We start from the raw sequence: 26,469 nt of genomic DNA on the forward strand, positions 1-26,469 counted from the left end.
ACCGCCTAGCCTGCGGAGCACAGACCGTCGTTCGGACAGAACAAGACCCACGTGTAGTTGTAGCCCGTTCGCACGGTCACGGGATTCGGTGCGGGGCCCTGATTGACGTGGGACCCCGGGTCGGGTGTGGCGGTGAAGGTGACCGTCGTGCCGACTTCGAAGCCCGCGGTGCACGTGCCGGTCGGGTTCGGCTGCGGATCGTTGGTCGCATACGGGTCCCACGCCTCCTGATGGCAGTTGATCCCGGCGGGCTGGCTGGTGATGGTGCCGCCGCCCCAGCCGTCGCTGACCCACGCGGACAGTTGAGCGGTGGTCTGGGCCTGGGCCGGGGCGACGGAGGCGATCGCGGCGGCCGTGGCGAGTGCGGTGACAACTCCCGTCGCCCGCCAGGCGCCGTTCCTTTTCCTGGTCATGGAAGGCTCCTCGAATCGAACCACGTCGACCTCTGCGACCAGCCTATTCACCTTCTCGGGGATCTGCAGCCCGCGCGCAGGCGGCGGCCCTAGGGGCCAGCCGCCGTCACGCTCGACCAAGGCACGCAGTCGGACGACGCAATTGGGCGAGGTGGTGACGGTGCTCTTCGCGGCGCCGCCGCGGATGACCGCTTGCGTAGCCAACTGGACAGGCAGGATGGGCTGTTCCTCGCCGTCCACCGGGGTCCTTTCGCCGGGCCGGTGGCCACTGTCGGAGGGCGGTGTCCCAGTCGTACCGCGCGCCGAACACCCGATGGGTCACGACGGCTCCCCATCCGCAGCTTCCAGCTGCCCCTTGTATTCCGCCCACCGAGGCAGGGTCGACGGCAGCTCGCCGGCCTTCGCCCTGCGGGTCTCGAACTCTCCGACGATGCGTCGACGCTGGATCTCGGCGAGGGCTTCGTTCCTGATCGTCTTCATTTCCGCAGGAGATTCGCACTCCCTCTCGTCGATGACGAAAGCCGCGAGCATGAACCCGCCCGCAGCCCTTCTGCGGAACGTCGAAATCATGACGAACTTCGCCCCCGTCTCATCTGTCACGACTACCTCCTGCGAGTCTCTTCCCCTGTTCGCAACCTCCGCACCCAGCCCGGTGATCCCCGAAGCCACCTCGGGATGTCGCTTGCCGAGGGCCTGCGCCACATCGGCGCGGGTTCTCCCTCTGATCCCCCGCCTCTGGAGCGTCGGCCGAGCCATCCTCGCCGTCCTCCTCCGACGGCGTGTCAGACCCGTTCACATCCTCTGTCTCGCCGGGGTCCGTTGCCTCGTCCGGATCCGCGAGCTCGTCGGGCCCGACCGATTCGCGGGGCCCTTCGGATTCGGCAGACTCGATGGACTGGGCCAACTCTTCGCCGATCTCGGGCTGATCCGGCCCTTCCCAGTTCCTCAGTGTCCTCGGCACCCCCGGCCGCCCGACTCCTCCGGCTCTTGCGGATCCTCGCCTCCCTCCGAGGCCTCAAGGCTCCTCGGCAGCTCCCTCAACTGCAGGGCAGGGGGATGGGGCGGGGGCGGGGCTGCTCACGCGAAGTACCGGCCGAGCAGGACAGCGCCGAGGATGAGCGGTCCGAAGATGCCCAGGAGGTTGACGGCGTTCATCAGCGGGCCGTCACCGCGTCGGCGTGGTGGCATGGGTGTTCGCATCCCTTCTCAGGCGCCGAGACCGACGTAGGAGACGTAGGTGTAGGCGCCCCAGTCGGAGTCGAGCTCACTGAGCTTCTTCGATGTGGCCACCGATCGGGTGACGGTCCGTGAAGCGCAACGAGCGAAGCCCCCGGGCTGTTGATCGAGATGTCTGACGTCTCAATCACGTTGCTCGGGGGCCTCGTTGGTCATGCATCCTGCCGCACTCGACCTGCCGCATGCACTCGTGGAGTGGGTGACCATGCTGATCGTCACCCGTGAGGGCGACCGGCGCTGCAAGCTCCGCCCGTCACAGCGAGCGATGGTGGCACTGGTGTACCTGCGCGAACACACCACCCTGGCGAAGATCGCCGCCGGGTTCGGGATCAGCGAGTCCACCGCCCACGCCTACACCAGCGCGGTCGTCGACCTTCTCGCCGCCCGTGCACCGGGTCTGCTGAAGACGCTGCGCGACCACGATCCCGACTTCGTCCTGCTTGACGGCACCCTCGCCGAATGCGACCGGGTCGGCGACGGCCGGGCCGACTACTCCCACAAACACCGGCGCCACGGCGTGAACGTGCAGGTCGTCACCGACCCCGGCGGCCGGCTGCTGTGGCTCTCGCCCGCCCTGCCGGGCCGCACCCACGATCTGACCGCTGCCCGCACCCACCGGATCATCCGGATCTGCGAGCGCCAGGGCATTCCGATCGTGGCCGATCTCGCCTACCAGGGCGCCGGTCCGTGGCTGACCACGGGCATCAAGCGCAGGCCCCTGAAGGAACTGACCCCTACCGAGAAGACCCGCAACCGTGCCCTGGCCGCCACACGAGCCCCCGTCGAACGTGGAGTCGCCCGCCTGAAGTCCTGGCGGATCTTCCGCAGGTCCCGCTGCAGCCCCAACCGCATGACGTCAATCGCCAAGGCCGTCCTCACCCTGGGGCTGCAACGCTGAAGAAGCTCAGTGAACGAGGACAGTAGCTCCCGTGAATGTGCCGTGAACAGGCCAGCCGGAAGAAAGGTTCCAGCCACAACACGTGATCTCGATCACGCACTAAGCATGCTTGCCGCCCCTCCACCGCCCCGAACACCCGACGCAGCCCCCAAACGGCATACGGCACCGAAACCCGACGCCACCGGCGCACGAAGGTGGCTTCGTTCACGTGCAGGAGCAGCGTTTGACCAGCAGTGTGTGCAGCAGTTGGCGATCTTGAGTGCTGCCGATGCTCACGAGAAGTGACGTCGCCGTGGTGCGGTGCCACCGGAGTGCGGCAGAAGCGGTCCGTCTCTTGATCACCGGTCGTTATACTCCCGGCGTTCGGATGCTGTCGATGGACTGGAAGGCCAAGCCATGGACGATGCCCGTTGGGACGACTGGCCGGAACGGTGGGTCGGCACGGACTGCGACGTGCGGGCGGCCGTCAGCGCGATCCCGCGGGAGGTCAAGGACGGGTTCAGGTACGACGAGGTCTCCTGGCAGCGGTTCCGGCACTTCTACGGCCCGGGCGAGGAGATCCCCGGTCTCCTCGCCACGCTCGCGTCCGCAGACGCCGAAGCTGCCGACAGGGCCTTGCGGCAGCTCTGGACGAGTCTTCACCACCAGGGCGGCACGATCGCGGTGGGAGCCTTGGCCGTGCCGTTCCTGCTCCGGATCGCGGCGACCGCGCGCCCCGAACTCCGTGCCCGAACCCTTCGCCTGGTCGCCGAGATCGGCCGGTGTCAGCACATGGGGGACGGATCGCGGGAAGGACTGCTCCAGGTCGCCGAGGATCCGTCGGTGATCGAGGGCAGCACGATGTGCCCGGTGGACTGGACGATCCAGGCCGCCCGTCAGGCCGTCACGGACGACCTGCACCTTCTGCTCCCGCTTCTCTCCGACCCCGACCCCTAGGTCCGCTCCGTGACCGCCTACGTTCTGGCGGCGGCGGCCGGCGAGCTTTCACACATCTCCTCCGCTCTGCAGTCCAGGCTGGCGGGGGAAGACGATGCGGTGGTCCGGGTGAGCTTGATCCTTGCGATCGCCCAACTCGCCCGCGAACACCAGGATGAGCACGCTTCCCAGTGGGCTCGGGGCCTGTGGTCGGATCCCGGACGACCGCCCGAGGTCCGCATCGGCGCCGGCCTGGCCTGGCTGTGCCTGGCCACCGGCCCCGCCCCCGACGAGCTCCGCGCCCTCCTCACCGACCCCGGCACCCGTCAGTACGACGTCCTGCTCCAGCAGGTGCCGTGGTTCACCTGGATCGACCCCGCCGGCGTCGGGCTGCGCAGCTGCACCGACGAAATGCTCACGGCGAGCATCCCGGAACAGACGTGAGCGCACCACTCACCGTGAGCGCTTCCAGGAACTCGAACAGCGACTGGCCGCCACACACGGCGAGATCCTGCGCTTGCACCGCGTGATCCAGTCACACGGCCCGGGGCGATGACAGCGCTCTCCGGGCTGCAGAACTTACGATCCGGAGCGCAATCCGAGAACACTGTGCTGCACCACACCCGAGGGAAGATCCTTCTTTCCCGAAGCCCTGGCAGTCAACTCAACAAGGCCAGCCCGGAGTTCGGCGGCGGGCTCACCAAGGACGATCGCGCTGATGATCAGCTCCATCATCAGACAGTCGTACTCGTCGCCTCTGCTCCGATAGCGTTCCCCATCGGCCTCGACCACAGCAGAGGCGATCCTTCTCCCACGACCAGCCGCGGGGGCAAAGGACACCTCATAGACTCCACGGCCGGTCCAACTCCGGTGCATGAAAAGGACATCGCCTTCAACGAAGACGTTCCACTTCTCATCCATGTCCCGGGCTCGATATCCGCGCTGGATCCGGTCCCAGTCCTCGTCAGTCCAGACACGATCAGGAATCTGAGACACCGGCCGGGGCGTGCTGATGGGGTGGAGGCGCCGGAACGACTCTCGGGTGAGCGGGGCATCGGCAGTCATCACGCGATCATATGGAAGCACCACTCCAACAGAACAGTGGATTGCCTCCAAGAGCGGGTCTGTGTAGCGAACGGTGGAACTCAGTCGGTTTTGTTCAGCGGCGTCCGGCGGTGAGCCGGCCGTCGAAGGTGATGTCGAAGGCTTGGAGTGCGGCCTTCCAGCGCATGGTCCAGCGTTTGCGTCCGGTGCCGGTCGGGTCCAGGCTCATGACGGCCAGGTAGACGCACTTGAGAGCGGCCTGGTCGGTTGGGAAGTGTCCTCGGGCCCGGACGGCCTTGCGGATCCGCGCGTTGATGCTCTCGATCGCGTTCGTGGTGCAGACGATCTTGCGGATCTCCACGTCGAACCGGAGGAAGGGCACGAATTCAGCTCAGGCCGCCTTCCAGAGCCGGACGATCGCCGGATACTTCCCGCCCCAGGCGTCGGTGAACTCCACGAACCGCTCCAGCGCGGCCTCCTCGGTCGGCGCGGTGCAGACGGGCCTGAGCGCCTTCGCGATCTTCTCCCAGTCCTGCCGGGCCGCGTAGCGGAAGCTGTTCCTCAGCAGGTGAACGACACAGGTCTGGACGATCGTCGCAGGCCAGAGCGTGTTCACGGCGTCCGGGAGGCCGGTCAGGCCGTCGCAGACCAGCATCAGGACATCGGCCGCGCCGCGGTTCTTGATCTCGGTCAGGACCTGGAGCCAGTACTTCGCGCCCTCCCCGCCGTCGCCGATCCACAGACCCAGACTGTCCCGATGCCCCTCGGCGGTGACCGCCACCGCCATGTAGACAGGCCGGTTGGCGACCTGACCGTCCCTGACCTTCACGTTCACACAATCGATGAAGACGACCGGGTAGACGCTGTCCAGGGGACGGTTCTGCCATTCCGTCATGCCGGCCGTCACGCTGTCGGTGATCGTGGAGATGGTGGACTTGGAGATCTCCGCGCCGGACACCTCGGCGAGATGCGCGGAGATCTCCCCGTGCGTCAGCCCTTTCGCCGACAGCGACAGGACCATCTCGTCCACCCCGCCCAGACGCCGCTGCCGCTTCTTGACCAGTTGCGGCTCGAACGACCCGGCCCGGCCAGCGGCACCGCGATCCCGACCGGCCCCGACTCGGTGATCACCGTCTTGGACCGGTGCCCGTTGCGGTAGTTCTCCCGGCCGCCCTCGGCCCGCTCACCGGGCTCGTGCCCCAGACGATCGGGTGAGCTCGCCCTCCAGTGCGGACTCCAGCACCCGCTTCGTCAGCTGCTGCAGCAGGCCGCCCTCCCCGGTGAGCTTCACCCCACCGGCCTGAGCCCGGGCCACCAACTCGGCGACCAGCCCGTCATCCACGGCTCCCGCCCCACTCACAACGGCCTCCACGGCCCCGATGTCACTCGCCACGTCAGTCATCAACTGTCGCTTCCAGCTCGGGAGTTACACCGCTCACCGTACAGACCCCCACAAGGCGGTGATTTGGCTCTCGGCCAGGGCCTTGGTGCGGTCGGGCGGTGCCGGGCGCCGCTCGATGCCGATCGTCGGATCGCAGATGATCCAGCCCTGGCGCTGCCACCAGCCGATCGTCTTGCGCGTGATGGACAGCTCCCAGTTGACGGTGTCGGCGTCCATCTCGTCCGCCCGCGCCGCCGCCAGCTCGGCCAGCACCTCTGGCAGCGCCGGGTCGTCGATCGCGGCGACGGGAAAGACGGGCGGCTTCGCGCCCCGGCGGGCGGGCCCGGTCGGCGCCGGGGCGTCTCAGTTCTTCGTGTTCGCCAACTGTGAGTGGGCGACGGTGTCAGTTCATCGTGTCCACGGGTGCGAAGTTTCCCTGTGCGATCGGGCGGGAGGTTCTGGCACTCGTTTCCGAGCGGCGATTGCCCGGTGCGGTCGTGGTCAATGACGAGGTAGGGCCGACTCGCCAGCAGAATTCAGCGGGAGTTTGGAATCACTCGTTGGCCGGCGGGACGTCGGCAGGTCTCGGGTTCGCCGGATCGGGGAGAAGAGCAGGATCAGTGCGGCCAGCGGGACTCCCGCTGTCGTGATGGACATGGCGGTGCGGAGGCCGAGTGCGGTTCCGAGCACGCCGCCGAGCAGTGCTCCGATGGGGATCGCTCCATAGCTGAGGAATGCTGTGCTTGCGGTGAGACGGCCGAGGAGATCCGGCGGGCAGTAGCGTTGCTGGAAGCTCGCCTTGATGATGTTGCCGGCGACGACGCCCGCGGAGACGCTGAAGCCACCTGTCACAAAGAGCAGGACCCCGGCTCCGCCGACGGTCAGCGGGATGAGCAGACCGAGCATGGGAAGTCCCAGTTCGAACAGCAGTGTCGCGCGAGCCGTGCCGATCCGGTGAGCGACCCGGCGTGCGGCAAATGCCCCGGCCACGCCTCCGGCGCTAGTCGCCGCGATGAGTACGCCGACCGTCCCCGGCGCCAGGCCGACGCTCCGGACCAGGAAGACCACCTGGATTGACTGGTATCCCATAAGGGCAAGGTTGGAGGCGGCTCCGAAGAGTGTGAGCGTGCGAAACCAGGGGTCGACGGCGATCAGCCGCAGGCCTTCGCGGACTTCACTGACCAGTGACTTGGGGCGATGTTCGGTTCTGGTGACGCGTGGCTCGCGATGCCGGATGCCTGCGAGGCACAGAAGGGAGACGAGGAATGTCGCGGCGTTGGCGAACATCCCGTTCACCGCACCTGCCAACTGTGCGATCAGGCCGCCGGAACCGAGCCCGGCAATCTGCGCGGCGGACGCGCTGCCGTGCAGTTTGGCGTTGCCCTCGGGCTGGTCATCGGGTTCCACAATGCTGGGGAGATAGGCGCTGTAGGCGGTCTGGAAGAATACCGCTGCCGTGCCTGCCAGCAGGGCGACGGCCAGCAGTAGTCCGATACTCAGCCGCCCGGACCATGCGGTGACCGGGACGCTGGCGAAGAGTAAGAGGGAGAGCGCGGCGGCGGCCAGCATGATCGGTCTGCGGCGCAGCCGGTCCACCCAGACACCGACCGGGAGACCGATGATCAGCCAAGGGGCCCAGGCGGCGGCGCTCAGCAGGCCGACCTCGAAGGTGCTGGCGTGCAAGGTGGAGACGGCAACCAGCGGCATCGCCACCCCGGTGACGGACGCGCCGAACTTCCCGGCGGTCTCGCCGCACCACAGCAAGCGGAAATCGTGATGGCGGTGCAGGAGGCCACCGCGTATGCCACGGCTCATGCGGTGCCACGCTCCTTGCGGGGGAAGGACTGGAGCTGCACGACGACAGGGAGTGCGTCCGGGGCGGGCTCGGCGTTCGGAGCAGGGGTATGGCGGGCGATGACAGCCATCAGCTCCGCGTTGAGCGCCTCCAGCTGAATCGGGGTCATCCGCAGGTCGCTCCAGTCCGAGACGGTGCCGGCGCTCCGCCACGTGTCGTCCCAGTCCTCGCTGATGTAGTTCACGACCCGACTGAAGTGCTGCTGCAGCAGTTCGTGCAGGTAGACCGAGAGCGCGCCCCTGGTGTCGGGGTCGTCGCGGAAATCGGCAGTGTTCAGCTCGTTCGTGACGCCGACCCTTCTCCACCAGCGCTCGCGTTTCGTGCCCCGTCCGGTTTCCTCCTCGATGAAGCCGTGCTCGGCGAGGTGGCGCAAGTGCCAACTGATGGTGCCGGTGTTCTCCCCGAGGCGTTCGGCGAGCTTGGTGGAGGTGGCGGGGCCATCCAGGCTGAGCAGTTCGAAGATGTTCATCCGCAGCGGGTGGGCCAGCCCTCGCAGACTGCGTGCATCGAGGCGTCGGGCGGGCTTGGCGGGCTGTGGTGTGTGTTCGGGTTCGTCGGACATGCCAACAGGGTATGTTGCAGAGTCTTCTCTGCATAGGATTCTATGCAGAGAAGACTCTGCAGTGAGTCGCTGCCGCTATCGGAAAGTACAACGGTGCCTCCCGGACCTACGCCAGGATGGTTCAGGAGGTCATGCTGAGCTTCGGCAGCGTTCAGGCACGGCGACCGAGTCGATTGGCCCCACCTGAGCGGGGGTCGCCGTGGGTGTGTCGACCGCGGGTTCAACCGCCCGCGATCGTAATCGGGTCGCTGTCGTTCCGGGCTCGCTGATACATATGTGCGATGACAGGCGAGGACTCCGGTGAATCTCAAGCAGGGCAGTCGGGACTCATCGTGAGGGTTCCCGAGGCAGAACCTGCTGTTCGAGCGTGGCGTGACCGGCTGGACCTGTCAGCTCGTGCGGGTGTTCCGGCCCATGTCACCGTCCTGTTCCCGTTTCTCAACGAGAGCCGCATCGACGACGGTGCTCTCGCTGCCGTCGGAGAAGTGATCGGGCGTCACCGGCCCTTCGAGGCCCGGTTCGAGTACTGCGGGCGATTCCCGGGGATCTTGTATCTCGTCCCCGAACCGGACCTCCCGTTCCGCCGGCTGACCGAGGCGATCGCGGACCGGTGGCCGGAGACCCCACCGTTCGGCGGGCAGTTCGACGAGGTCCTCCCGCATCTGACCATCGCCCAGGGGCAAGGCGACGCCGTGCTGGAGGAGGCCGAGGCCGACCTTTGCGGCCGACTTCCCATCACTGCCCGCGTGTCGTCGGTCGATCTGATGGTCCACGACGGAACGAGGTGGCAGCAGCGAGCATCGTTCGCGCTCCGGTGATCCCTCTGTCGGTGAGCGGTCAGCCGCCGCTCTGCCGGGCTTGGCATGGTGCGTTTCGATGCTCCAGCGGTGCCTGCCCAGCCGCTGCCAGGACTCGACGCCCTTACGGGCGATGCGGTGCGTAATGCCGCGCTCGCGCAACCATCGCCGCAGGTGGGAGTAGGCATAGCGCTTGTCGTCGTGAAGCTTGCCCGGTCTGCGTCGCCGAGGTCCCCGGCGGGATCGGATTGGCGGTATGCCCTTCACGAGCAGGTCAGAGCCTGGTCGCTGGCGCCGAGGCCCGGGCCGCCCGGCAGCACAAAGACCGGGTCCTGGCCGAGGAGATCGGTCAGGTCCACGGCGAGTCCGGTGGCACCTACGGCTCCCCGCGCGTGACTCCGTCGAGGTTGGTTACAGCGGCCTACGGCACGTTTCCGGCGTATTCCGGTTGGCCCTTTACAAGACGCATTTCATTCGCGGGGCTGACGCCAGCGTGAAGCCGAGCTTGTCGTAGAGGCGCTTGCCCTCCGGGGTAGCACTCAGGTCCACGCGGTCGGCTTCAATGGACCTGGCCCAGCTGAGCACGTCGAGGACGAGCGCCGTCCCATAGCCGTGTCCGCGGTGTTCAGGCAGGGTGAGGAGGTTTGCAAGGCGCACCGTGCGCCCCTTCGTGCATTGGGGGTTGGGCACGCCGAGTTCAAGAGTGCCGATCGCTGTGGCGACGATGGCACCGTCAACCTCGATCACCGGGAAGCGTGCATTGTCGAGATCGTCCACGAAGCGAGCGAACCACTCGGCTGCGTGACCTCTCCACGACTCCTGCGTATCTGCGTCGTCGAACAACAGCTCCCAGAGATGGAGCAGTGCCACGCCATCGTGTGCGGTCGCGGCACGAAGGCGGCCGTTGCCCGTCATCGTCACGCCGCCATACTTGCACGCGGCGCAACCCCTCGATGCGGCGCCCATATGAGTGCTCAACCACCGCTGTTGTCGGCGCACTCTTCCTTCGGGCCGGGCCGGTACGTTTGAACGTCCCCAGTTGCTAGTGCCGCATCAGGCAACGTTCGCCCTGTTCACGACCTCGCGGAGGCGTTCGTCGGCGGCGTGCTTGTTCCGCCAGATGATGTAGCGGCGGATCATGCTTCCCTGCTCCTTGTGGCTGGCATGGTCGGTGCCGTCCAGTGCGAAGTAGCGCAGGGCGGTGAACTGGGCCTCGATCCGGTTGAGCCAGGAGCTGTTGGTCGGTGTGTAGGCGATCTCCACGTTGTTCGCCGCCGCCCATGTCGCGACCCGCTGGCAGCGCTTCGTTGACAGGTGCGGGGAGTAGTTGTCGCAGACGACCGCAATGCGCACGTCCATGGGATGCAGCGAGCGCAGGTAGCGGCAGAACTCCAGGAACTTCGACCTGTTCTTGGTCTTCTTGACGTGCCCGTAGAGCTGGTCCTTGGCCAGGTCGTAGGCGGCGAACAGGTGCCGGACCCCGTGCGGGCGGGTGTAGGTCGCCCGACGGCGGGCCGGGGCGCGCGGTCCGGGTCCTTGTGCCGGCCGCCCCGTTCGGCCCACTGCCGGCCGGGATGGGGCTGCAGGTTGAGCGGCCCGAACTCGTCCATGCAGAAGACGACTTCGGGCTCGCCGTCCTCGGCTATGACCTCGCCGTCAGCGATCGCGTAGAGATGCTCGACGCGGGCCTTCTTGGCCGCGTAGTCCGGGTCGCGTGAGGTCTTCCAGGTCTTCACGCGTTGAAACGAGACGCCCTCCTCGCGGAGCAGGACCCGAAGGCCCTCGTGGCTGATGTCGTCGACCACCCCCTCAGCGACCAGGAAGTCGGCCAGTTTGGCCAGGCTCCAGGTCGAGAACGGCAGGCCGTGCTCGGCCGGCCTGGACCTGGCGATCTTCTTGATCTCCCGGCGTTCCGGGAGGGTGAAGGTTCTGGGCCTGCCGCCCTTGTACTTCGGGTAGAGCGCCTCGAAGCCGTCCGCGTTGAAGTTGTGGATCACATCCCGGACCCGGTCCGCGCTGGTGAACGTCACCTCGGCAATCTTCGCCACAGGCATGCTCTGCGCGGATAACAGCACCATCTGGGCCCGCCGCCAGGTCACCACCGAACCGGTACCCCTGCGGATGATCCGCAGCAGCCGCCTGCCCTCGTCGTCATCAATCTCCCGGACCTTCACCCGTTCAGCCACGTCATCATTCTGGCCGTCCGATGCCGCCCGACGCAGCAACCGAGCGCTGCGCCACGGCAGGGCGAACGTTGCCTGATGCGGCACTAGGACGCGGCGGGGGACGGAAGCGCTGGTCGGCCTGGGACCGCAAGAGCGCCGGACGGGCATCGATGATCTTCTCCAGCAGCTGCGTATGCCGCAGATGGGCCCGGCCCAGCAGCCGCAGGACCCGCTCACAGGTACTGGCTGTGTCACTTCGTTGGGGAGTCATTTGGAGGTGCTTTCGGGAGTCACCTCGCGGGGCTCAGCAAGATCAATGTCAGCGAGTTTTGGGCTCTGGCACAGATCTTGGGGAGCGGTCGCGGAGTGTCACAAGGCAGATCGCTTCGCGGCTGTGATCACACCTGCTCTTGGTAGACACGGACTTCCTGGGGGTGGAAGTTGCGGACGATCGGCCAGAATTCCTGGCGGCCAAGGCTGTCGGCCCAGGCGTCGAGTTCGTCGTCCGTGTCGTGGAAGAACCAGGTCTCGAAGTGCCCCAGCGCCCGAAGTTGGGGGACGGGCTCGTATCGAAGTTCGCAGTGGAGCTGGATGTAATGATCATGCTCGCCGGAAGAGTCGTTGATCTCGAACTGCCGGGCCAGGTCCAGCGTGAAGACGGGCGGTCCCTCGAAGGCGTGAGTCCCGTACTGGAAGAGAAGGCCATCAGCGTCTGGCGTGTCCGCGGTGTCGAAGCGCTGGGAGCCGAAGCGCACGAACCTGAGCCACACCTCGTTCAAGTCCAGTTCGGCGAGGGGCTGCTGTCCACGGCTCAGCTCATGTTGAAGTTGCTCCTCGGCCCGGTCTATGGGCGGTCTCTCCACATTCTGTCCTTCGCGGTATCGACGGAATCTGTGGCCTCGCGGTGATCTTCTCAGCCCGCCACGCTCGCTGACGTGACCAGGGTTGGCTGCAGAGTCTGGGCCCGACGCTATTGGATCAGGATCAGCTTGCGGAGCAATTCGAATCCGGCACGGCCGTAGAGCTGCCTCTTGATCTTCTTGATGCGGTTCACGGCGCCTTCCGTGCCGCCGGAGCTCCAGTGCAGGGTGAGGCCGGCGATCACCGCGTCCAGGTCTCGGAGCAGGTGAAGGGCAAAGTTGGTGAGGCCGGGCAGCTGGCTGGCATCGACGGCTTCGATCCATGCGGGGAGGGTGGGGCCCAGCCGGTGAGCCAGGATCTCGCCGAAACCGCGGACATGTTCGGCCGCGGTATCCAGTTCTGGACAGCGAGCCAGGACATCCTTCAACGCGGCGCGCTCGTCTTCGCTCAGGGTTGAGGGGTGACGGGTGAGCCAGCCGGTGACCCGCCGCACGGTCGGCGGCGGGGGTGGCGCCTGCGGCGGTGCGGCGCGCAGGGTGGCAATGTAGGCGCGGACCATCTGGTAGCTGACGGGCGCGTTCTCGCCGGTCAATTCACGGTGCAGGCGGGTGACGTTCGTGCATCCCGCGGCGAACCGCCGCGCCAGATAGGGCTTGTAAGGGTCGAGACGACTGGGCCGGGGGCGGTTTTCTCGGAGGGTGTCCTGCCAGGTGGCAGCACGGGCGTAGCGCAGCACGGTGTTGAGCCCCCAGCCCAGATGCCGGGCGATCGCCCGGCGGGAGTGCCCCTGGGCGATCAGCTCGTGAACCAGGGCGTGCGCCGCCTTCTTGCGCTGGGCCCGCCGGCCATCAAGGTCCGGTCCGCCGCGCACCGAGTCGTCAGGCGACGCCGCAACGTCCTGTCGCATTGGCGGTGTTGGTCCATTCAGGCATTCGCGGTGGGCCGCGACGCAAGTTTCCACGGCTCGGCCGACGCCCTGCCACAGGTGGAACCGGTCGGCGACCTGGGTCGCGGCGGGAGCGCCGAGTCGCGCGCCCTCGGCATAGGCCCCCGCCCGGTCCCGGCAGATGATCTCCACACCCGGATGGGTGGCCAGCCAGGCGGCCAGCGGCCCGGAGTCGCGCGTCGGAAGCACGTCCACCACGCGGTGGGTCTCTCCGCAGGTCAAGACGGTGGAATAGGTCTGCCCACGGCGGGTGGCGAAGTCGTCCACACCCAGCACACGCGGCGTGCTGAGCTGCGGGTCAGGCAACGCCATGACCCTACGCATCAGGGTCATCCGTCCCACGTGGAAACCCAGTTGGGCAGTCAGCCGGGCGCCGGCCCGTCCGGCGAGTGCGAGCCCGACACGCTCCAGGATGCGGCCCAGCCGCGTGGTGAAGCGTGCGTACGGGGCGGTCAACTGAGTGAACGGCTCGGCGAACGTACGACGCGGGCAGTCGTCCGTGCTGCAGATGAAGCGCCGGACCGTCAGATGGATCACGACACACTGTTCAGCGAGCGGCAGATCCTTCAGTCTGCGCTGGTAGGAGTCGTGCACTCGGTCCGAGGAGCGGCCGCAGTCCGGACATGCTGCCCCGGCTGCCCGACCTCTGGCCGTGACGTCGACCGTGCCGAAGGCAGCGGTCACCGCTTCGACCTCCACGCCGTCGATTCCGTCGAACACGAGCGAGTCCCAGAACCTTGCGTCGGCCTGCATGACCAGCACCGTCACCGCTCGTTGCGGTCACCGGGGAGGTCCAGCACAGACCTGACGGAGCGTCACTCTCGGCTGCAAGGTGGGAAGGCGTACGCGGTCTCGCGCGAATCCGGGCTCTTGCAATCGAACACCGCAGTGACGCTCCGCGACCGCTCCCCAAGATCTGTGCCAGAGCCGAGTTTTGATGTCACTGGCTCGCCGTGGAAGGGGACGAGAGGCGTGTTCGTCGCCAGCGAAGGCGGTCGTGGGCCTGGGCTGTTGCTGCCATGGTTTTCCGATGAATACGACACCGGACGGACGGCCTATCCCACCCGCGCATGCTGACGAGCGCGCCATGCTGGAGGCATGGCTGGACTTTCACCGTGCAACTCTTGCCTTGAAGTGTTCGGGCCTCAAGGATGATCAATTACGGCTTGCCGCAGTACCATCCTCGTCGATGACGCTGCTCGGTCTCGTCCAGCACCTGGCTGAGGTGGAACGCAACTGGTTCCAGCGTGTATTCGCAGGTCAGGAAGTGCCGCCAGTCTTCGGGGAAAACAACGTCGACGGCTATGCGCTCCGGCCGGACCAAGGGCTCGACGAGGCGACGGCTGCCTGGCAAGCCGAGGTCGCCCGAGGCCGTGAGGTGATCGCCGACGCATCGCTGGACGATTCCGGTCACCTGTCCGAACAGGACGCGGGTTTCGTCGGCGATCAGGGGGTCTCCCTGCGCTGGATCATGGTGCACATGATCGAGGAATACGCACGTCACAACGGTCACGCTGATCTCATCCGCGAGCGGATCGACGGAGTCACCGGCGCATGAGATGTCCCTGCGCGGTCGCAAGTACCGCGCAGGGACCCAGCTCGGACCCTCAGCCGGCGGCGGTCCGCTCGGCCGCGCGAGCTGCTGAATGACGCGCAGCACGGAGAGGAGTTCGAGGTCTCCTACAGCGACTACCGCGCGGGGCACAGCCGGGTCACCCTGTCGCTGCGGATGCTGGAGGAGGGCATCGGCAGGCGTGGCCAGGCCGTGCTGCGGGCCACGACCCCGGCCATCAATCTGCTGCTCAGGACGAACCGGGACACCGCCAGATGCTCGGAGGTTTCCCGCTCGGGCGCCGCACAGGCCGCCAGGGACGCGAGGAACTCGACCACCTCCTCCGTCGTCGCCTCCGCCTCCATCTCCTGCCTGTTCACCACCGCCTCCAGCGCGGCCAGGGCGAGGGTGCGGGGGTCGTAGAGACCGCGGGGGAAGCGCTGCCAGGCCTGGCGCTGATCGATCTGGTGCAGTGGGGCGCCGCGAGCCAAGACCGAACTGCGTCGGACGAAGCCCACCGCGGCCACCAGCGCCCGCCACTCATCGACGCCATCGGGAACTGTCGATGCCGAGGCGATCAGCCGCCGCTCCTCGCGATCCAGAAGTGCCTGGATCATCGGATCGCAGTCGTCTTCCTCCGCACGGTCGAAGCCGTCGAGGAACGCTTTGTGTTCTGCCATGTCGTCAGTGGAGCAGCAGACACTGACAAACTAGGCGGTTACTGACTTCGGCTCGTCAAGGTGACGCTGGATCGACGAGGGTCAGGCCGGTACCGGCTATGAAGCCGTCGAGGGTGTGGGGCCGATACTGGAGGCGCTTGAGCCGGTTGCGGACCAGCGTTTCGAGCCGGTCGAGGGCGACCACTGCGAGGTTGGCCAGGCTGCGTTTGACGTATGCCCATACCCATTCCACGGGGTTGAGATCGGGTGAGTAGGCGGGGAGCAGGAATACCGTCAGCCATTCGCGCTCGGCGATCAACTCACGCATGGCGTGGGAGACATGGGTGTTCAGGCGGTCCCAGACCAGCACGATCGGCGCCTTGACGAGCTGGTGGATGCCGTCGATCAGTGCGATGAAGTCGCGCTCGCCCATGCTGCGGCGTGCGCCTTTTCCAGCGGGGTGGGTACGCAGGCGATGGCACAGCCTGGTGCGGGAGCCGGGCCGCATGGCGATCAGTCCGGCCACGGACAGTCGGCCCGAGCGTCGTCCGCTCACCGTCACCTGCGGAGTCACTCCGCGTCGGCCCCAGGTGCGTCCCTTGGGCGGTCGGCGGGTGAACCCTGCCTCGTCCTCGAAGCAGATGTAGCCCCCGCAGGCCGCCCGGACTCTTTTACCTCGGCCCAGGTCGCCTCCTTCCACGCGGTCACGGCCTGCTCGTCGCGCTCGGCGACCCGCCGCGCGGGGACCTGCGGGCTGAAGCCGAGCCGGTGCATCAACCTGGTGGCACCCGAGACGCTGTAGGAGACGTGGAACTTCCTGCCGATCAGCGTGGCCACCCTCGCCGCGGTCCACACCTGGTCCTCCACCCAGCCATGCTCGGCCGGCCCCTGCTCGAGATACCCGGCCAGCTTCTCCAGACAGCGAGGGGACAGCCGGCATCGCGATCCACTCGGGTCATGGGAGGCCAGAGCCTCACGACCGCCAACCCGCCACAGTTGGCGCCACTGGTAGGCCGACTTCAGGCTCACCCGCAGGCGCTGTGCGACCTCCGACGGCTTGCTCTTCTGCTCGAACAGCTCGGCTGCCTGCATCCGTACTGTTTCCCGGCGCTGCCGCCCCCCAGCAGTCAGCCCACCCCCATCCGCATACCTCACAACACCACGGATACAGCCACCGCCCCAGACCCTTCAGGGACTTCAAGCAACTTCACCCTAACGAGCCGAAGTCAGTAACGGGGTCCGCAGCTACGTAGGCACTTCCTCGATGGCACTGGCACCCACACTCTGGCGGGCGGCATGCGGCGCTCGTCGCTCTTCAGCGTCGGGCCCGCGGGTCCTGCCCGATCACGTTGCGGAGCAGGACCCGCTGCTGGTCGGCAGCCAGTCAGGAAGCCTGTGTCCTACGGGTACGGGGGGAATGTGGTGCGCTCCGCGTATTTCCGTGGTGGCCTTCCAGGAGCACGACTTCACCTCAGTTCGACGGAGTACGAGGCGCCGGGGAAGTCCCATCCGTCGGTGCCTTCGCCGATGTCCTCGACGATGACGTCGTCGATGAAGTGGTCCTCGAACTGCTCGTCGGTGAGTTCGCCGGCGAGCCAGAGTTCCTCGATCGTGTCCCAGTTGCCCCGGCTGCCGTCGATGCGCAGGGGCGCGGCGTCCGCGGTGCCGCGTGTCCGTTCGTCGTCGCCGGTTTTGACGACGCCGCTGATCTCGTACTGGCCCCGCTTGATGTGGTCGGGGATCGGGTCGGCGGGGACGATGGCGACGTTCTCGTACGCGGTGTGGATGATGTCCAGGTAGCTGCGGCGAACGTTGTACTCGGAGTCGGACAGCCAGTTGACCTGAGTCTTGGTCGTCACATGGAGACCGGCGTCCGCCAGGGCCTGCTGCCCGCGGTGGGTCGCCGTGAGCTGGCTGAGCTGGGCGTGCCAGTGTTTGGCGTTGTACGACGACAGTCGGTGGCGGGGGGTGACCTGGGAGCGCAGGAGGTTGTTGAGTGCGGCGCCGAGGGAGTCGCCGTGGCCTGTGGGGCCTGCCATCAGTCGTCACCTTCGGGGATGATCTCGCCGGGCTTAACGAACTTGGCCTTCACTTCGCCGAAGCCGGTCCCGATCCGGTACGTGGCGGGCGCGGTGCCGTCGGGCGTCCAGAAGACGGCTGCGTCGACGTTGCGTAGTGCGAGGAGCTGGTGGCCTTGCTGGACGGCCCTGAAGGCCACCGACCAGTGGCGGACAGATGCTTCGGCGACCATGCTCATGCGCCAGTCCGGCCGCCAGAACGGGGACCGCTGTGCGGGGCGCTTGGGCCACAAAAGGCGCAGCGCGATGGACAGTCGGGTCTTGTACGCCTTGTAGGGGTCGCCGCCGACCTGGACGAGCTCGGTCCGTGCCTTGCGGGTGGCCTCGTAGAAGGGCTTGAAGAGGGACTCGTTGTACTTCCCGGTCCAGGAGTCGTGAATGGCCGGCATGGCGGCGAGGTGCTTCTCCCGGACGAGTTTCTCCAGTTGCTTGATGTGTGGGGTGGTGACCCATACCCGGCCGTTCTCGTCGGGACGGTCGATGATCCGCCCCAGGGGGTGCGGCATGTCGGTGCGGGTCCATGCCGGGATGTCGATGAGGTAGATGCCGGCTCCGGCCTTGTCGTAGGCGTCGAGGGGGCCGGTGTGCAGGAGCTTGTTCGGGGCGAGGGGAACGGCCGAACAGGCGGAGGGGAAGCTGCCGTTGCGGTCGATCAGGCACAGCACGCCCTCTCCGAAGGAGTCGGGCACGTCGAGCTGGTCGCGCCGGACGCGCTTTCCGTTCGCCCGGATGTGGGGAACACGGGTGGCGGTGACGTCGGGGTGGACCCAGCGGGGCTCGCCGTCCATGTGCTCGCTGATCAGAGTCCACGGGGGGCTGTCGCGGGCCTCGGTGCGGATGACGGGGAGCGGGTGCATCTTCGAGCGGCCGACCGAGTCCTTGAGGATCTTCAGGGCGGGGAAGACGTGGCCCTCGGGCTCGTCCTCCTCGTCCCCCGGCGCCAGACCGTCCTCGCCGTCTTCCTCGTCTTCCGCTACGTCATCCTGCCCCTGGCCGCTGTCTGCCGGGGCGTGCACAGGGGCACCGGCAGCAGGGGCCTGACCGGCGCTTCCGGCAGTGTCGGCGGACATGGGCGTGGTGAAGGGCCGCAGTGCGGCGGCGAGGCGGTGCCCTTCGTGAGTGTCCGGCATCTCCGATACCGCTGCGGCGGCCTGGAGCAGCGGCGGCAGGATCTCCTTGAGGGCGTCCTGGTCGCCGCCTGTGACTGCGGTCCGCCATGCCGCCAGTTCGTGGGTGAGGGCGGCGGGGATCCCCTGGTGTCCGCCGGAGGTGTAGGGAAGGGCGGCTTCGGCCAGTTCCAGAGCCGCGGTTCCCGTTCCGCCGGTGGCAGGCGAGAGCCCTGGGCCCGCCGGGCTGTGGGCGCGGTCGATGGGTCCGGTTCCTACGTCGAGGAAGCGGGCGTGGAGCAGGTCGGGCTGCAGGTATGCCGAGCCGATTGTACCGAAGTCGCGTTCGGTGACCGTCACTTGGACCTTGCCCAGGTCGGCGGTCGCGGTGAGCGTCACGACGACGTCGGCGTCCAGGAGTGCCAGGAACGTGGGGTCGTCGCTGTCCACGACGGCGAGGACCGGTACGTGAAGGGTGCGTGCGAGGCCGGCCAGGACCTGGGAGGCACCGGGGAGACGCTCTCCGGACAGCGGCAGGCGGGCGCTATGGGCGGCCTGGAGGCGGTCCACGACCACGAGGGCCAGGCCCTCCATGTGCGGCGCGGTTTCCGCGATGTCCTCGGCCCTCAGGTTGGTGCCGTCATCGATCATCAGCAGGTCTCCCGCCTGGACCAGCTGCCGGGCGACCTGCTGCTCCTGCTCGGTGAGACGCCCCTGCTTCAGGCGCGGGTAGTCGCCGCCGGTCTCGGCGGAGATGATCCGGCGGAAAATGTCGTCCCGGTTCGGTCCCGACGCCGCATACAGGACCGTGCGACGGTCGACGAGCGCGGTCTGCCGTGCGGCGGCAAGACCCAGCAGGCTCCCGCCGACGTTCGGGGCGGCCGCCACGAGCGTCAGCCGGCCCGGCTGCAGACCGCCCGTCGCGGCGTCCAGGCCGGGCAGCCCGAACAGGGCTCCGCCGACCGGGCCGTCGGTGAGTACGGAACCGATGGCGTCGCCCAGCGTGGCGAGCCTGCGCGGCGCGCTGCTGCGGTCCTGATTGCCTTGGCTGTTCACCGCACCTCCTGCGGGCGCCGCGCCGGTGTGCGCGGCCATGTCGGACGAGAGGGCACTTGAGACGGGGTCGGCGGGAAGCAGCACCGCGACCGGTGTGGTGTTCCGCAGGAGCACCTGCGGTTGGCCCTGAGCCGCCCGCGTGACGAGGTCGCCGAAATCCTTCTGCGCCGCACTCAGCACGTGGGACGGGAACGCCTCGGTCTTCCGGGCTGCCGGAAACCGGTCCAGCGGCGCCAGCAGAGCGCGATCCTGCCGCTTGTGGATCAACGTGGTGCGCCCGTCCTCTTCGGCGAGCCTCACCAGCGAGTACAGGGCGTTCCGGGCTGCGGTTGCGTTCATTGCGGCCTCCGCCTGTGGCGACTGACTCACTCACCCTCCCAGGCCTAGTAACTCACCGCCATGATAGCACTTTTCACGCAGTCACTTAAGTAAAGTCACACAGTTTATCGCTCTGACTCACTCATTCGTGAGGGTGTGGAGTGTGCGTTGACAGCCCTGCTGGAGCTGTCGGGTTATCAGCGGGCGGCCGAGGGCAGAACGAAGGCCGGGGTCCCCATCGGCCCCGGCCTTCTCCTTACTTCGCCCGGCAGGTGATGGAATCTCGCCCAATGCGAGGTCAGCTGTGTGCTGCCGACTCCTGCTTCTTCTGCTCGTCAGACACCTGTTTCCGGAACCTCTCGTGTGCGGACTGCTTGCTCGTCATGAGCGCCTGCGCGATCTCGTCCCAGGAGTAGTCCGCCGCCCTGGCTGCGCGCACGGCCTCCTTCTGCCGTTCCTCGGCACCCGCCTGGAGCCGGGTAGCCACATAGACGGCGAGGAGAGGGCGCTGCTCGTCGGGTTCACCGCTCGGCCGCAGCGGGGCGCTGAGCGCATGGACCGCTTCCTCCACCTCATCGAGCAATCGCCGGAGCCGCTCGGGCAGCGTGCGAGACATGCTGCCCTCGGTGTGCCGGACCCACTCCCGCTGCAGCCCCTCATCGCAGGCATCGGGGTCCTCGAAGTCCACGGGTCGACGAGGCCCGCGCCAGCCGCATGCGCAAAGGACCCGGAGCCCCTGGGCGCGCCGTCGCCCTTCGCTGCCGTCGTACTTGTAAGACCACGCCCAGTTCACGCGCCGCCTCCAGGTCTCTTCCGAGTCCTCGAAGGTGTCGTGAGGCGCATCCTCCCCGCCCGAGAGCACCGCAACGACCCATCCCTCATGGGTGCCGTCCTCGTCGTCCGTGTGCAACCAGCCCATACGCCACTCGTCGACTCGACTGCGGCCGGAGACCGTCAGGGACTCCTGACGGTACCAATACCGTCAGGAGTCCCTGACGAGAATGAGGGAGAAGGGCGCTGGCGGCGAGGCTCGGCTTCGGCCGCGTGCACGACGGGAGGCATCAGGCGGACCGGTACGGCTTGTCGCCAAGTGCACGACGGGCCACCGATTCAGCACAGGGCTCCGGGCAGGTGCTTCACCACCGCCGTCGCAGGAAGGCGGGGCTGGCAGGTGCTACTCCCAGCAGTGGCATCCGGCGCACAGAGTGCAGCAGCCGCAGCCGTAGTCGCACATCGACGACTGGAGGTGGCCGCAGGCGGGGTTGATCGGGCTTTCGCCGGGGATCGGGCAGTAGCACTCGCCGTCCGGGCAGTCGCGGCGGCACCCGTCGTCCTCATCGTCCGGTGGGAGTCCGCATGGCCCGGAGTGCGAGCGCCTTTGAGGACAGGCCCGGCCGGCACCGTCGACCCACCGCCCGCAGTGGGTGACGAACAGCCCGCCCTCGGGGATGCGCCACTTCTCGTCTTCGGCGCGCTGCCGCGCGGCCCAGCCCGCGGCGACTTCGGCATACCAGTCGCTGCTGGGCTCCGCTGCCGTCACCGCCCGGCCGCCTGCTGCTGGGTGGGGAGCGCGGCGAGAGGGGACCGGTGGCCCTTGGGGACGCACGGACGGCATCCCAGTCGATGCGGCGGCTTCGGGCGATCCGGTCCAGGTCAGCCTGGCGGTAGAGCAGGACGACGTCATGCCTGTTCCAGCCGGAGCGGGCCGTGTCCGCGTGGGCCAGGAGCCCGGCACGGATCAGGTGGTCGAAGTCCGAGGCACGAAGTCCGAGGATCCGTGCGGCAGCGTCGCGCATGTGGAGCTGCCCGGCGGTCGAGGCACGTGCGACCTTCTGCCGGTCTGTGAAGTTCTCCAGGGCGAGCCCGCAGTACAGGAGGTAGCCCTTGTGCTCGCCGACCACGGGCAGGTGGCCCCGGCGAGCGAGTTCGGCGGCGGTGCCTGCGTACACGACCAGGTTGAAACGCTCGGCGAGGTGCTCCTCAGCGCGGGTCGCGCCGACGTCGGGCAGGGTGCCGACGGCCCCCTTGATGGCGTCGATGCGGGCAATCGCGTCGTCGAAGACGGCTGCGGACCATCGGTCACCGGCGACGTCGGGGCCGGGGATGAGCCCGAGGCGCTGGGCGCGGCTGAACTGCCACAACGTCAGGCCGGAGCGGTCGGGGAACTGCAGAGGGCCGTACGTCTTGAGCGAGCTGGCAGTGGTGGTGGTCATGGTGGATCTCCGTCCGAGGGGCTACAGCTGAGGTGGTTGGGGCGCCGGTCCGGCGATCGAGCCGGGGTTCACCGGTTGTCGACGGTCACGGAATTCCCCAGTTGTGACGGGTTGAGCGTCACGGAATTCCTCACCCTCACGGTCACGAGTCCCCATGGGGACGGCGGTCGCGGGGAGTTGAGAGACTCCCGCTATGGGATCTTGGGGAAGTTTGGGGCCAGCGTTGTTGTCTCTGGCCGGTGTCGCACTCGGCGCTGGCGGGTCGATCCTTGGCCAGTACATCGTGTCGCGAGCGAGTACCCGGCAGCTCGAAGTGCAGGAATCAGCCGCGCACCGCGCGGAGTTGAAGAACGCGGTGCTGAAGTTCCTCGGCATTGCGTCGCAAGTGGAGAAGGCGGCCCTCACGCGCCCGGTCAGTGATGGCACGGCAGACGATGCGGTGCTCGACCGACTCGTCGATGACCTGTGGCTGGCGCAGGCGGAGATCGACCTGGCGGCCAGAAGCGAGCCTCTGCGAGGATCTGCCTTTCGTTATGCGTTTTCCCTGGTGCAGGCAGTCCGGGGCGAGATAGCCGACTCCTCTGCGCTGCGCGGGCCGCAGGCGCAGTTCATGGACGCCGCGTATGACGACATGTGGCCCGGCCAACGGCGGGCAACCGGGGATTCGGCCGCACCTCGGTGAGGCGGACAGAGGAATTCCGCATGTCGGGCGGTTTGAGCGCCATGTAGTTATTCATGCCGATTCCTCCTGATTGGCCATGGGCAGCGCGGAGGTCGGGATCGAGGGACCTGGTCGTCGCGGAGCTGCTCATGTTCCTCGTCCCGTGGTTCTGATGGCCGATGGGCAGCCCGGATGGCGAGGAGAACGTTCGTCGTGGTCGACATCACCGAGATCTACGTCCACTGGTACGCGGGCCGCTCGAAGAGCGCGCTGGCCGCGTCGCTGGGGGTGGACCGCAAGACTGTGAGGAAGTACCTGGCCCCGGCGGAGGCGTCCGGGATCACCCCGGGCGGCCCGCCGATGAGCGAGGCCGACTGGGCGGGGCTGATCGAGGGCTGGTTCCCCGGCCTCGTGGACAGGAGACTGCGGCAGGTCACCTGGTCCGACATCGACGAACACCGCGATTACATCAAGGACTTGCTGGGGACCGTGACGGTCTCCACGATCCACCAGCGGCTGCGGGACGAGTACAAACTGAAGGTGTCGATCTCCTCGTTCCGCCGCTGGGTCCACGCCACGCTGCCCGACGAGGTGAGCCGGTCACAGGTCACCGTCCTGCGTGACGAGGTCGAGCCGGGCGAGGAGGCCCAGATCGACTACGGGTTCCTGGGGCAGTGGACCAACCCCCGCACCGGTAGACGGCACCGCGTCTGGGCGTTCGTGATGGTGCTGCCCTGCTCACGGCACATGTTCGTCCGGCCGGTCCTGCACCTGGACCAGCACGCGTGGACCGAGGCGCACGTCGCGGCCTTCCGCTACTTCGACGGTTATGTGGGTGACAACTCTTCCTCGATCTCGTGTTGCCCGTCAGGATGGTCGCTCCCGTCGAGGAGCTCGGATGGCCTGGCAGCCGGAGTTGGTACGACGTGTTGATGCCGCGGGCAACCCTGCTGCATCGCTCGGCCACGTCCTGGTCGACGACTACCTGGAGTTCGTGGCGGCCCGCTGCAGGCCGAACACCCTGCTGGCCACCGCCTACGACTTGAAGGTCTTCTTCTCGGTGGTGCCCAAGGAGCCGGCCGACGTCGTCACCGCAGACATCTTCGCGTTCATCACCGCGCAGAAGAAGCCGCGTCAAGGCCCGAAGGTCGTCCGGCTCGAAGACGGTGAAGCCGGACTCTCAGCCCGGACCATCAAGCGCCGGCTCGCCAGCGTCTCTGGGCTGTTCGGCTACCTGATGACCCGCGACGACCTCGCTGTCGACCGCAACCCGGTGCCGACGGGACTGGCCAACCGCCGCCGCAGTGGCACCCGCGGGGCACCTCTGCTGCGCACGCCTCGCACCCTCCCACGCGTCCTCGGGCCGACCGAGGTCGAGGCGGTCCTCGGCGCCCTGAACACCGCACGGGACCGGGCGATGATCCTGGCGATGCTGCTGGGCGGGCTGCGCCGCTGCGAGGTCCTCGGCCTGCGCCTGGGTGACCTCTCACCGGGCGAGCGTCGGGTCTTCATCAGCGAGGGCAAGGGCGGGCACCAGCGCCTGATACCCGTCTCCGCGCAGTTCTTCAGCGCGGTCGGCGACTACCTGGACCGTGAGCGTCCACCCGTGGACCACGACCAGCTGTTCGTGGTGTTGCGCGGGCCGACCCGCGGCCGGCCGCTCTCCGCCGACGGTCTCGACGAGATCCTCGACGGAGTCCGAAGACGAACCGGACTACCGAAGTTGACATGCCATCAGCTCCGGCACACCTGCCTGACGCGGCTGCGGGAGGCAGGCATGGCTCTGGAAGCGGTACAGGCCCAGGCCGGACACCGCTCCATCGAGTCGACCCGCGTCTACATCCACCTCGCGAACAGCTGGCTCGTCGAGCAGTACCTGGAGGCCAGTGCCGCGATCGACGCCGACCGAGCGGAGTCCTGATGCGCCGGGCCCGCGCCGCGGCCCTGCCGATAGTGCGCCCGGACCTGGTCGAGTTCTACCTCGCCCACCGGGCCGCGCAGGGCATGAACACCGACCACAAGGTCCGCTGGGGTGCCCGGGCACTGCTTGCCGCAGTGCCTGACCTGACCGACTTCTGTCGCCTGCCACTGGAACGTCAGCTCGCCTTCAACCACGAGACCCACCGGTTCATCAGCTGGCTTGCGGTCACGGGACGGATGCAGCCGGGCGCGGACTACCTGGTCGCCCGGCGCCCGCGACTGGGGATCGTACTCGCCCGCACGGAGCCGGAACTGCACCTGCGGTTCATGGAGACCGCCCGCACACTCGGCTTTCGCGACACAGTGGCCATGACCCAGTTCAACCTGCTGGGTCACTTCGTGGCACTGTTCGCCAACCAGCCCCACGAACTGCAGCAACGCGACTGGGACGAGGGACGCCGCCTTCTGCTGGACGCCGCACGCCGCATCCCCAACCGCGGCGTCAAGGCCCTGTCGACCGCCCTGTTCAACCTCGAAGCCACTCTGTTCCACTGCGAGTTGACCGACCAGCTCCCGCGCCGACGCACCCCGGACCGGGCCGACATGCGAGCCCGCGAATGGGCCCGCGTCCCGGCCAGGATGGCGGAGACGATGCAGCACTATCTGCAGCAGATCGCCGGGACGCTGCGGCCGGGCACGGTGAAGAACGCCGAGCTGACGCTGCGAGAGTTCGCCTTGCTGGTCGCCGCCGAAGACGCGGCCGTCAGCTGCGTCGCCGAGCTCAAGCGGCGACACGTCGAACGCTACCGACAGTGGCTGCTGGAGCGGCCGGCCGCCCGCGGAGGCCCGCTGCACCGGCACACCGTCCGCGACCGCCTGAGCAAAGTCCGCGGCTTTCTCCGCCGCCTCGACGAATGGGACACCGCCGACCGGCCACCTCGCCAGCTGGTGTTCGACAGCGACTTCCCGATCGCGGACGAGCCACTGCCGCGCTTCCTCGACGACGCCGCGGCCGCCAAACTTCTGTCCGCCGCTCGCAAGGATCCTGATCCGTATTCGCCCGCCTGGCCATCGAAATTCTCGCCCGCACTGGGATGCGACGCAGCGAGATGCTCGGCCTCACCATCGATGCGGTCGTGCAGATCGGCTCCGCCTACTGGCTCCGTGTCCCGGTCGGCAAGATGCACACCGACCGCTATGTTCCCCTGCATCCGCAGCTGAAGGCGCTGCTGGACGACTGGTTGCTGCACCGCCCCGAGGGCCTGCGCTCGAACCTGCTGTTCACCGACCACGGCCGCCCGGTCAATGCCTCCCGCATTGAGGCCGCCGTCCGCAAGGCCGCCGAGCGGGCCGGACTGGGCAGGGTCACCCCGCACCAACTGCGCCATACTCTGGCCACCCAGGCGATCAACCGAGGCATGTCCCTGGAGGCCATCGCCGCACTCCTGGGACACAAGTCACTGTCCATGACACGCGTTTACGCGCGGATCGCTGACCGGACCGTTGCCGACGAGTACTTCGCCGTCTCGGAGAAGGTCGAGGCACTCTACGACGCCCCGCGCCAGCTGCCGGCCGACGCCGAGGGAACGGAGATGACCAAGCTCAGGCGGGAGATGCACCGCCGGATGCTCGGCAACGGCTACTGCGCTCGCCCCGTCGAGATGGACTGCCACTTCGAGTCGATCTGCGAGTCCTGCACCTTCTTCGTCACCACGATCGAGTTCCGGCCCACCCTCGAACGCCAGCGAGACGACGCGGCGGCCAAGGGACAGGTCGCACGCGAGCAGATCTTCGACGGACTCCTCAGCCGACTCGACGGAGAAGCCTCCTGAC

At 67.7% G+C, this 26,469-nt stretch carries 26 protein-coding genes and 4 pseudogenes; 10 read left to right on the forward strand and 20 right to left on the reverse strand.

Going from position 1 to position 26,469, the window contains the following annotated elements:
* Positions 1-5 precede the first annotated feature (5 nt).
* Together STRBO_RS44985 and STRBO_RS44990 are read right to left on the reverse strand one after the other, a co-directional pair.
* Positions 6-653 carry a hypothetical protein gene (locus STRBO_RS44985; RefSeq protein ID WP_225968474.1) on the reverse strand — a complete coding sequence of 216 codons (648 nt, stop codon included), beginning with the start codon at positions 651-653 and terminating at the stop codon, positions 6-8.
* Between the two features lie 78 nt (positions 654-731).
* Complete coding sequence (locus STRBO_RS44990; RefSeq protein WP_020115007.1) at positions 732-1,169, reverse strand: hypothetical protein; 438 nt, start codon at positions 1,167-1,169, stop codon at positions 732-734.
* A 628-nt stretch (positions 1,170-1,797) separates the two neighbouring features.
* Between STRBO_RS44990 and STRBO_RS0125105 the strand changes: the two genes are divergently transcribed.
* The 3 genes from STRBO_RS0125105 (at position 1,798) to STRBO_RS0125115 (ending at position 3,906) form a co-directional block, all read left to right on the forward strand.
* Positions 1,798-2,547: an IS5/IS1182 family transposase gene (locus tag STRBO_RS0125105; RefSeq protein WP_028796838.1), complete on the forward strand. Its 750-nt coding sequence runs from the start codon at positions 1,798-1,800 to the stop codon at positions 2,545-2,547.
* A gap of 396 nt (positions 2,548-2,943) precedes the next feature.
* A complete protein-coding gene (locus STRBO_RS0125110; protein WP_005477292.1) occupies positions 2,944-3,483 on the forward strand; it encodes a hypothetical protein in 540 nt (179 codons plus the stop codon).
* Between the two features lie 108 nt (positions 3,484-3,591).
* Positions 3,592-3,906: a hypothetical protein gene (locus STRBO_RS0125115; protein ID WP_237547399.1), complete on the forward strand. Its 315-nt coding sequence runs from the start codon at positions 3,592-3,594 to the stop codon at positions 3,904-3,906.
* A gap of 135 nt (positions 3,907-4,041) precedes the next feature.
* Here the strand turns inward: STRBO_RS0125115 and STRBO_RS0125120 are convergent, their stop codons facing one another.
* The 7 genes and pseudogenes from STRBO_RS0125120 to STRBO_RS0125140 all read right to left on the reverse strand — a co-directional run bounded on the left by STRBO_RS0125120 (position 4,042) and on the right by STRBO_RS0125140 (position 8,304).
* Positions 4,042-4,527, reverse strand: coding sequence for a hypothetical protein (locus STRBO_RS0125120; RefSeq protein WP_020115010.1), 486 nt, complete (start codon positions 4,525-4,527; stop codon positions 4,042-4,044).
* 94 nt (positions 4,528-4,621) lie between these two features.
* Positions 4,622-5,614 (reverse strand): annotated as a pseudogene (locus STRBO_RS40535) (IS256 family transposase); the annotation flags it as partial.
* A gap of 38 nt (positions 5,615-5,652) precedes the next feature.
* Positions 5,653-5,709 (reverse strand): annotated as a pseudogene (locus tag STRBO_RS45520) (hypothetical protein); the annotation flags it as partial.
* Complete coding sequence (locus STRBO_RS45525; protein WP_272926544.1) at positions 5,690-5,908, reverse strand: hypothetical protein; 219 nt, start codon at positions 5,906-5,908, stop codon at positions 5,690-5,692. The pseudogene STRBO_RS45520 and the gene STRBO_RS45525, both read right to left, overlap by 20 nt.
* Before the next feature lie 33 nt (positions 5,909-5,941).
* Entirely contained in the window at positions 5,942-6,160 is a 219-nt protein-coding gene (locus STRBO_RS0125130; protein WP_005477300.1) for a hypothetical protein, read from the reverse strand.
* A 228-nt stretch (positions 6,161-6,388) separates the two neighbouring features.
* Positions 6,389-7,702 (reverse strand): MFS transporter, encoded by a 1,314-nt coding sequence (locus tag STRBO_RS0125135; protein WP_005477302.1) that lies wholly within the window; start codon positions 7,700-7,702, stop codon positions 6,389-6,391.
* Positions 7,699-8,304 (reverse strand): ArsR/SmtB family transcription factor, encoded by a 606-nt coding sequence (locus tag STRBO_RS0125140; RefSeq protein ID WP_005477304.1) that lies wholly within the window; start codon positions 8,302-8,304, stop codon positions 7,699-7,701. Before STRBO_RS0125140 ends, STRBO_RS0125135 begins: the two co-directional genes overlap by 4 nt.
* A 281-nt stretch (positions 8,305-8,585) precedes the next feature.
* Here STRBO_RS0125140 and STRBO_RS0125145 point away from each other — a divergent pair, with 281 nt between their 5' ends.
* Positions 8,586-9,122: a 2'-5' RNA ligase family protein gene (locus STRBO_RS0125145; protein ID WP_028796839.1), complete on the forward strand. Its 537-nt coding sequence runs from the start codon at positions 8,586-8,588 to the stop codon at positions 9,120-9,122.
* Between the two features lie 42 nt (positions 9,123-9,164).
* On the opposite strand, the pseudogene STRBO_RS43050 reads toward STRBO_RS0125145, so the two are convergent.
* The 5 genes and pseudogenes from STRBO_RS43050 to STRBO_RS0125170 all read right to left on the reverse strand — a co-directional run.
* Positions 9,165-9,359 (reverse strand): annotated as a pseudogene (locus STRBO_RS43050) (IS5/IS1182 family transposase); the annotation flags it as partial.
* 198 nt (positions 9,360-9,557) lie between these two features.
* Positions 9,558-10,016, reverse strand: coding sequence for a GNAT family N-acetyltransferase (locus STRBO_RS0125155; protein WP_106438186.1), 459 nt, complete (start codon positions 10,014-10,016; stop codon positions 9,558-9,560).
* A 138-nt stretch (positions 10,017-10,154) separates the two neighbouring features.
* Positions 10,155-11,287: pseudogene (locus STRBO_RS45710) on the reverse strand (IS630 family transposase).
* Between the two features lie 377 nt (positions 11,288-11,664).
* Positions 11,665-12,129 carry a hypothetical protein gene (locus tag STRBO_RS0125165; protein ID WP_005477317.1) on the reverse strand — a complete coding sequence of 155 codons (465 nt, stop codon included), beginning with the start codon at positions 12,127-12,129 and terminating at the stop codon, positions 11,665-11,667.
* A gap of 107 nt (positions 12,130-12,236) precedes the next feature.
* Positions 12,237-13,841, reverse strand: a complete 1,605-nt coding sequence (locus STRBO_RS0125170) for an ISL3 family transposase (protein ID WP_005477319.1) — start codon at positions 13,839-13,841, stop codon at positions 12,237-12,239.
* A 262-nt stretch (positions 13,842-14,103) separates the two neighbouring features.
* On the opposite strand from STRBO_RS0125170, the gene STRBO_RS0125175 reads away from it, so the two are divergent.
* Complete coding sequence (locus STRBO_RS0125175) at positions 14,104-14,631, forward strand: DinB family protein (RefSeq protein WP_028796840.1); 528 nt, start codon at positions 14,104-14,106, stop codon at positions 14,629-14,631.
* 131 nt (positions 14,632-14,762) lie between these two features.
* On the opposite strand, the gene STRBO_RS0125180 is transcribed toward STRBO_RS0125175, so the two are convergent.
* From STRBO_RS0125180 to STRBO_RS0125210, 6 genes are all read right to left on the reverse strand, one after another.
* Entirely contained in the window at positions 14,763-15,305 is a 543-nt protein-coding gene (locus STRBO_RS0125180) for a hypothetical protein (protein WP_005477324.1), read from the reverse strand.
* 55 nt (positions 15,306-15,360) lie between these two features.
* A protein-coding gene (locus tag STRBO_RS46035; protein ID WP_425336025.1) for an IS630 family transposase occupies positions 15,361-16,439 on the reverse strand; the annotation gives its coding sequence in 2 pieces (ribosomal slippage) (positions 15,361-15,938 and positions 15,938-16,439; 1,080 coding nt in all).
* 311 nt (positions 16,440-16,750) lie between these two features.
* Positions 16,751-17,323, reverse strand: coding sequence for a hypothetical protein (locus STRBO_RS0125195; protein ID WP_005477333.1), 573 nt, complete (start codon positions 17,321-17,323; stop codon positions 16,751-16,753).
* A complete protein-coding gene (locus STRBO_RS0125200; protein ID WP_005477339.1) occupies positions 17,323-19,863 on the reverse strand; it encodes a type II toxin-antitoxin system prevent-host-death family antitoxin in 2,541 nt (846 codons plus the stop codon). The genes STRBO_RS0125195 and STRBO_RS0125200 overlap by 1 nt, the downstream gene beginning before the upstream one ends.
* A gap of 277 nt (positions 19,864-20,140) precedes the next feature.
* Complete coding sequence (locus STRBO_RS0125205; protein ID WP_020115018.1) at positions 20,141-20,761, reverse strand: hypothetical protein; 621 nt, start codon at positions 20,759-20,761, stop codon at positions 20,141-20,143.
* A 415-nt stretch (positions 20,762-21,176) separates the two neighbouring features.
* Positions 21,177-22,055 carry a hypothetical protein gene (locus tag STRBO_RS0125210; protein ID WP_005477347.1) on the reverse strand — a complete coding sequence of 293 codons (879 nt, stop codon included), beginning with the start codon at positions 22,053-22,055 and terminating at the stop codon, positions 21,177-21,179.
* 223 nt (positions 22,056-22,278) lie between these two features.
* On the opposite strand from STRBO_RS0125210, the gene STRBO_RS0125215 reads away from it, so the two are divergent.
* The 5 genes from STRBO_RS0125215 (at position 22,279) to STRBO_RS44205 (ending at position 26,468) form a co-directional block, all read left to right on the forward strand.
* Positions 22,279-22,737: a hypothetical protein gene (locus tag STRBO_RS0125215; RefSeq protein ID WP_020115019.1), complete on the forward strand. Its 459-nt coding sequence runs from the start codon at positions 22,279-22,281 to the stop codon at positions 22,735-22,737.
* A 192-nt stretch (positions 22,738-22,929) separates the two neighbouring features.
* Positions 22,930-23,649 carry a hypothetical protein gene (locus STRBO_RS40545; protein ID WP_020115020.1) on the forward strand — a complete coding sequence of 240 codons (720 nt, stop codon included), beginning with the start codon at positions 22,930-22,932 and terminating at the stop codon, positions 23,647-23,649.
* On the forward strand, positions 23,615-24,637 hold the full coding sequence (locus tag STRBO_RS0125225; RefSeq protein ID WP_005479607.1) for a tyrosine-type recombinase/integrase: 1,023 nt from the start codon (positions 23,615-23,617) through the stop codon (positions 24,635-24,637). Before STRBO_RS40545 ends, STRBO_RS0125225 begins: the two co-directional genes overlap by 35 nt.
* Complete coding sequence (locus STRBO_RS45010; protein ID WP_005479606.1) at positions 24,637-25,857, forward strand: hypothetical protein; 1,221 nt, start codon at positions 24,637-24,639, stop codon at positions 25,855-25,857. The genes STRBO_RS0125225 and STRBO_RS45010 overlap by 1 nt, the downstream gene beginning before the upstream one ends.
* Positions 25,746-26,468 (forward strand): tyrosine-type recombinase/integrase, encoded by a 723-nt coding sequence (locus STRBO_RS44205; RefSeq protein ID WP_245170656.1) that lies wholly within the window; start codon positions 25,746-25,748, stop codon positions 26,466-26,468. The genes STRBO_RS45010 and STRBO_RS44205 overlap by 112 nt, the downstream gene beginning before the upstream one ends.
* The last annotated feature ends 1 nt before the right edge of the window (position 26,469 follow it).

Source organism: Streptomyces bottropensis ATCC 25435 (genome assembly GCF_000383595.1).
Lineage (GTDB): Bacteria > Actinomycetota > Actinomycetes > Streptomycetales > Streptomycetaceae > Streptomyces > Streptomyces bottropensis.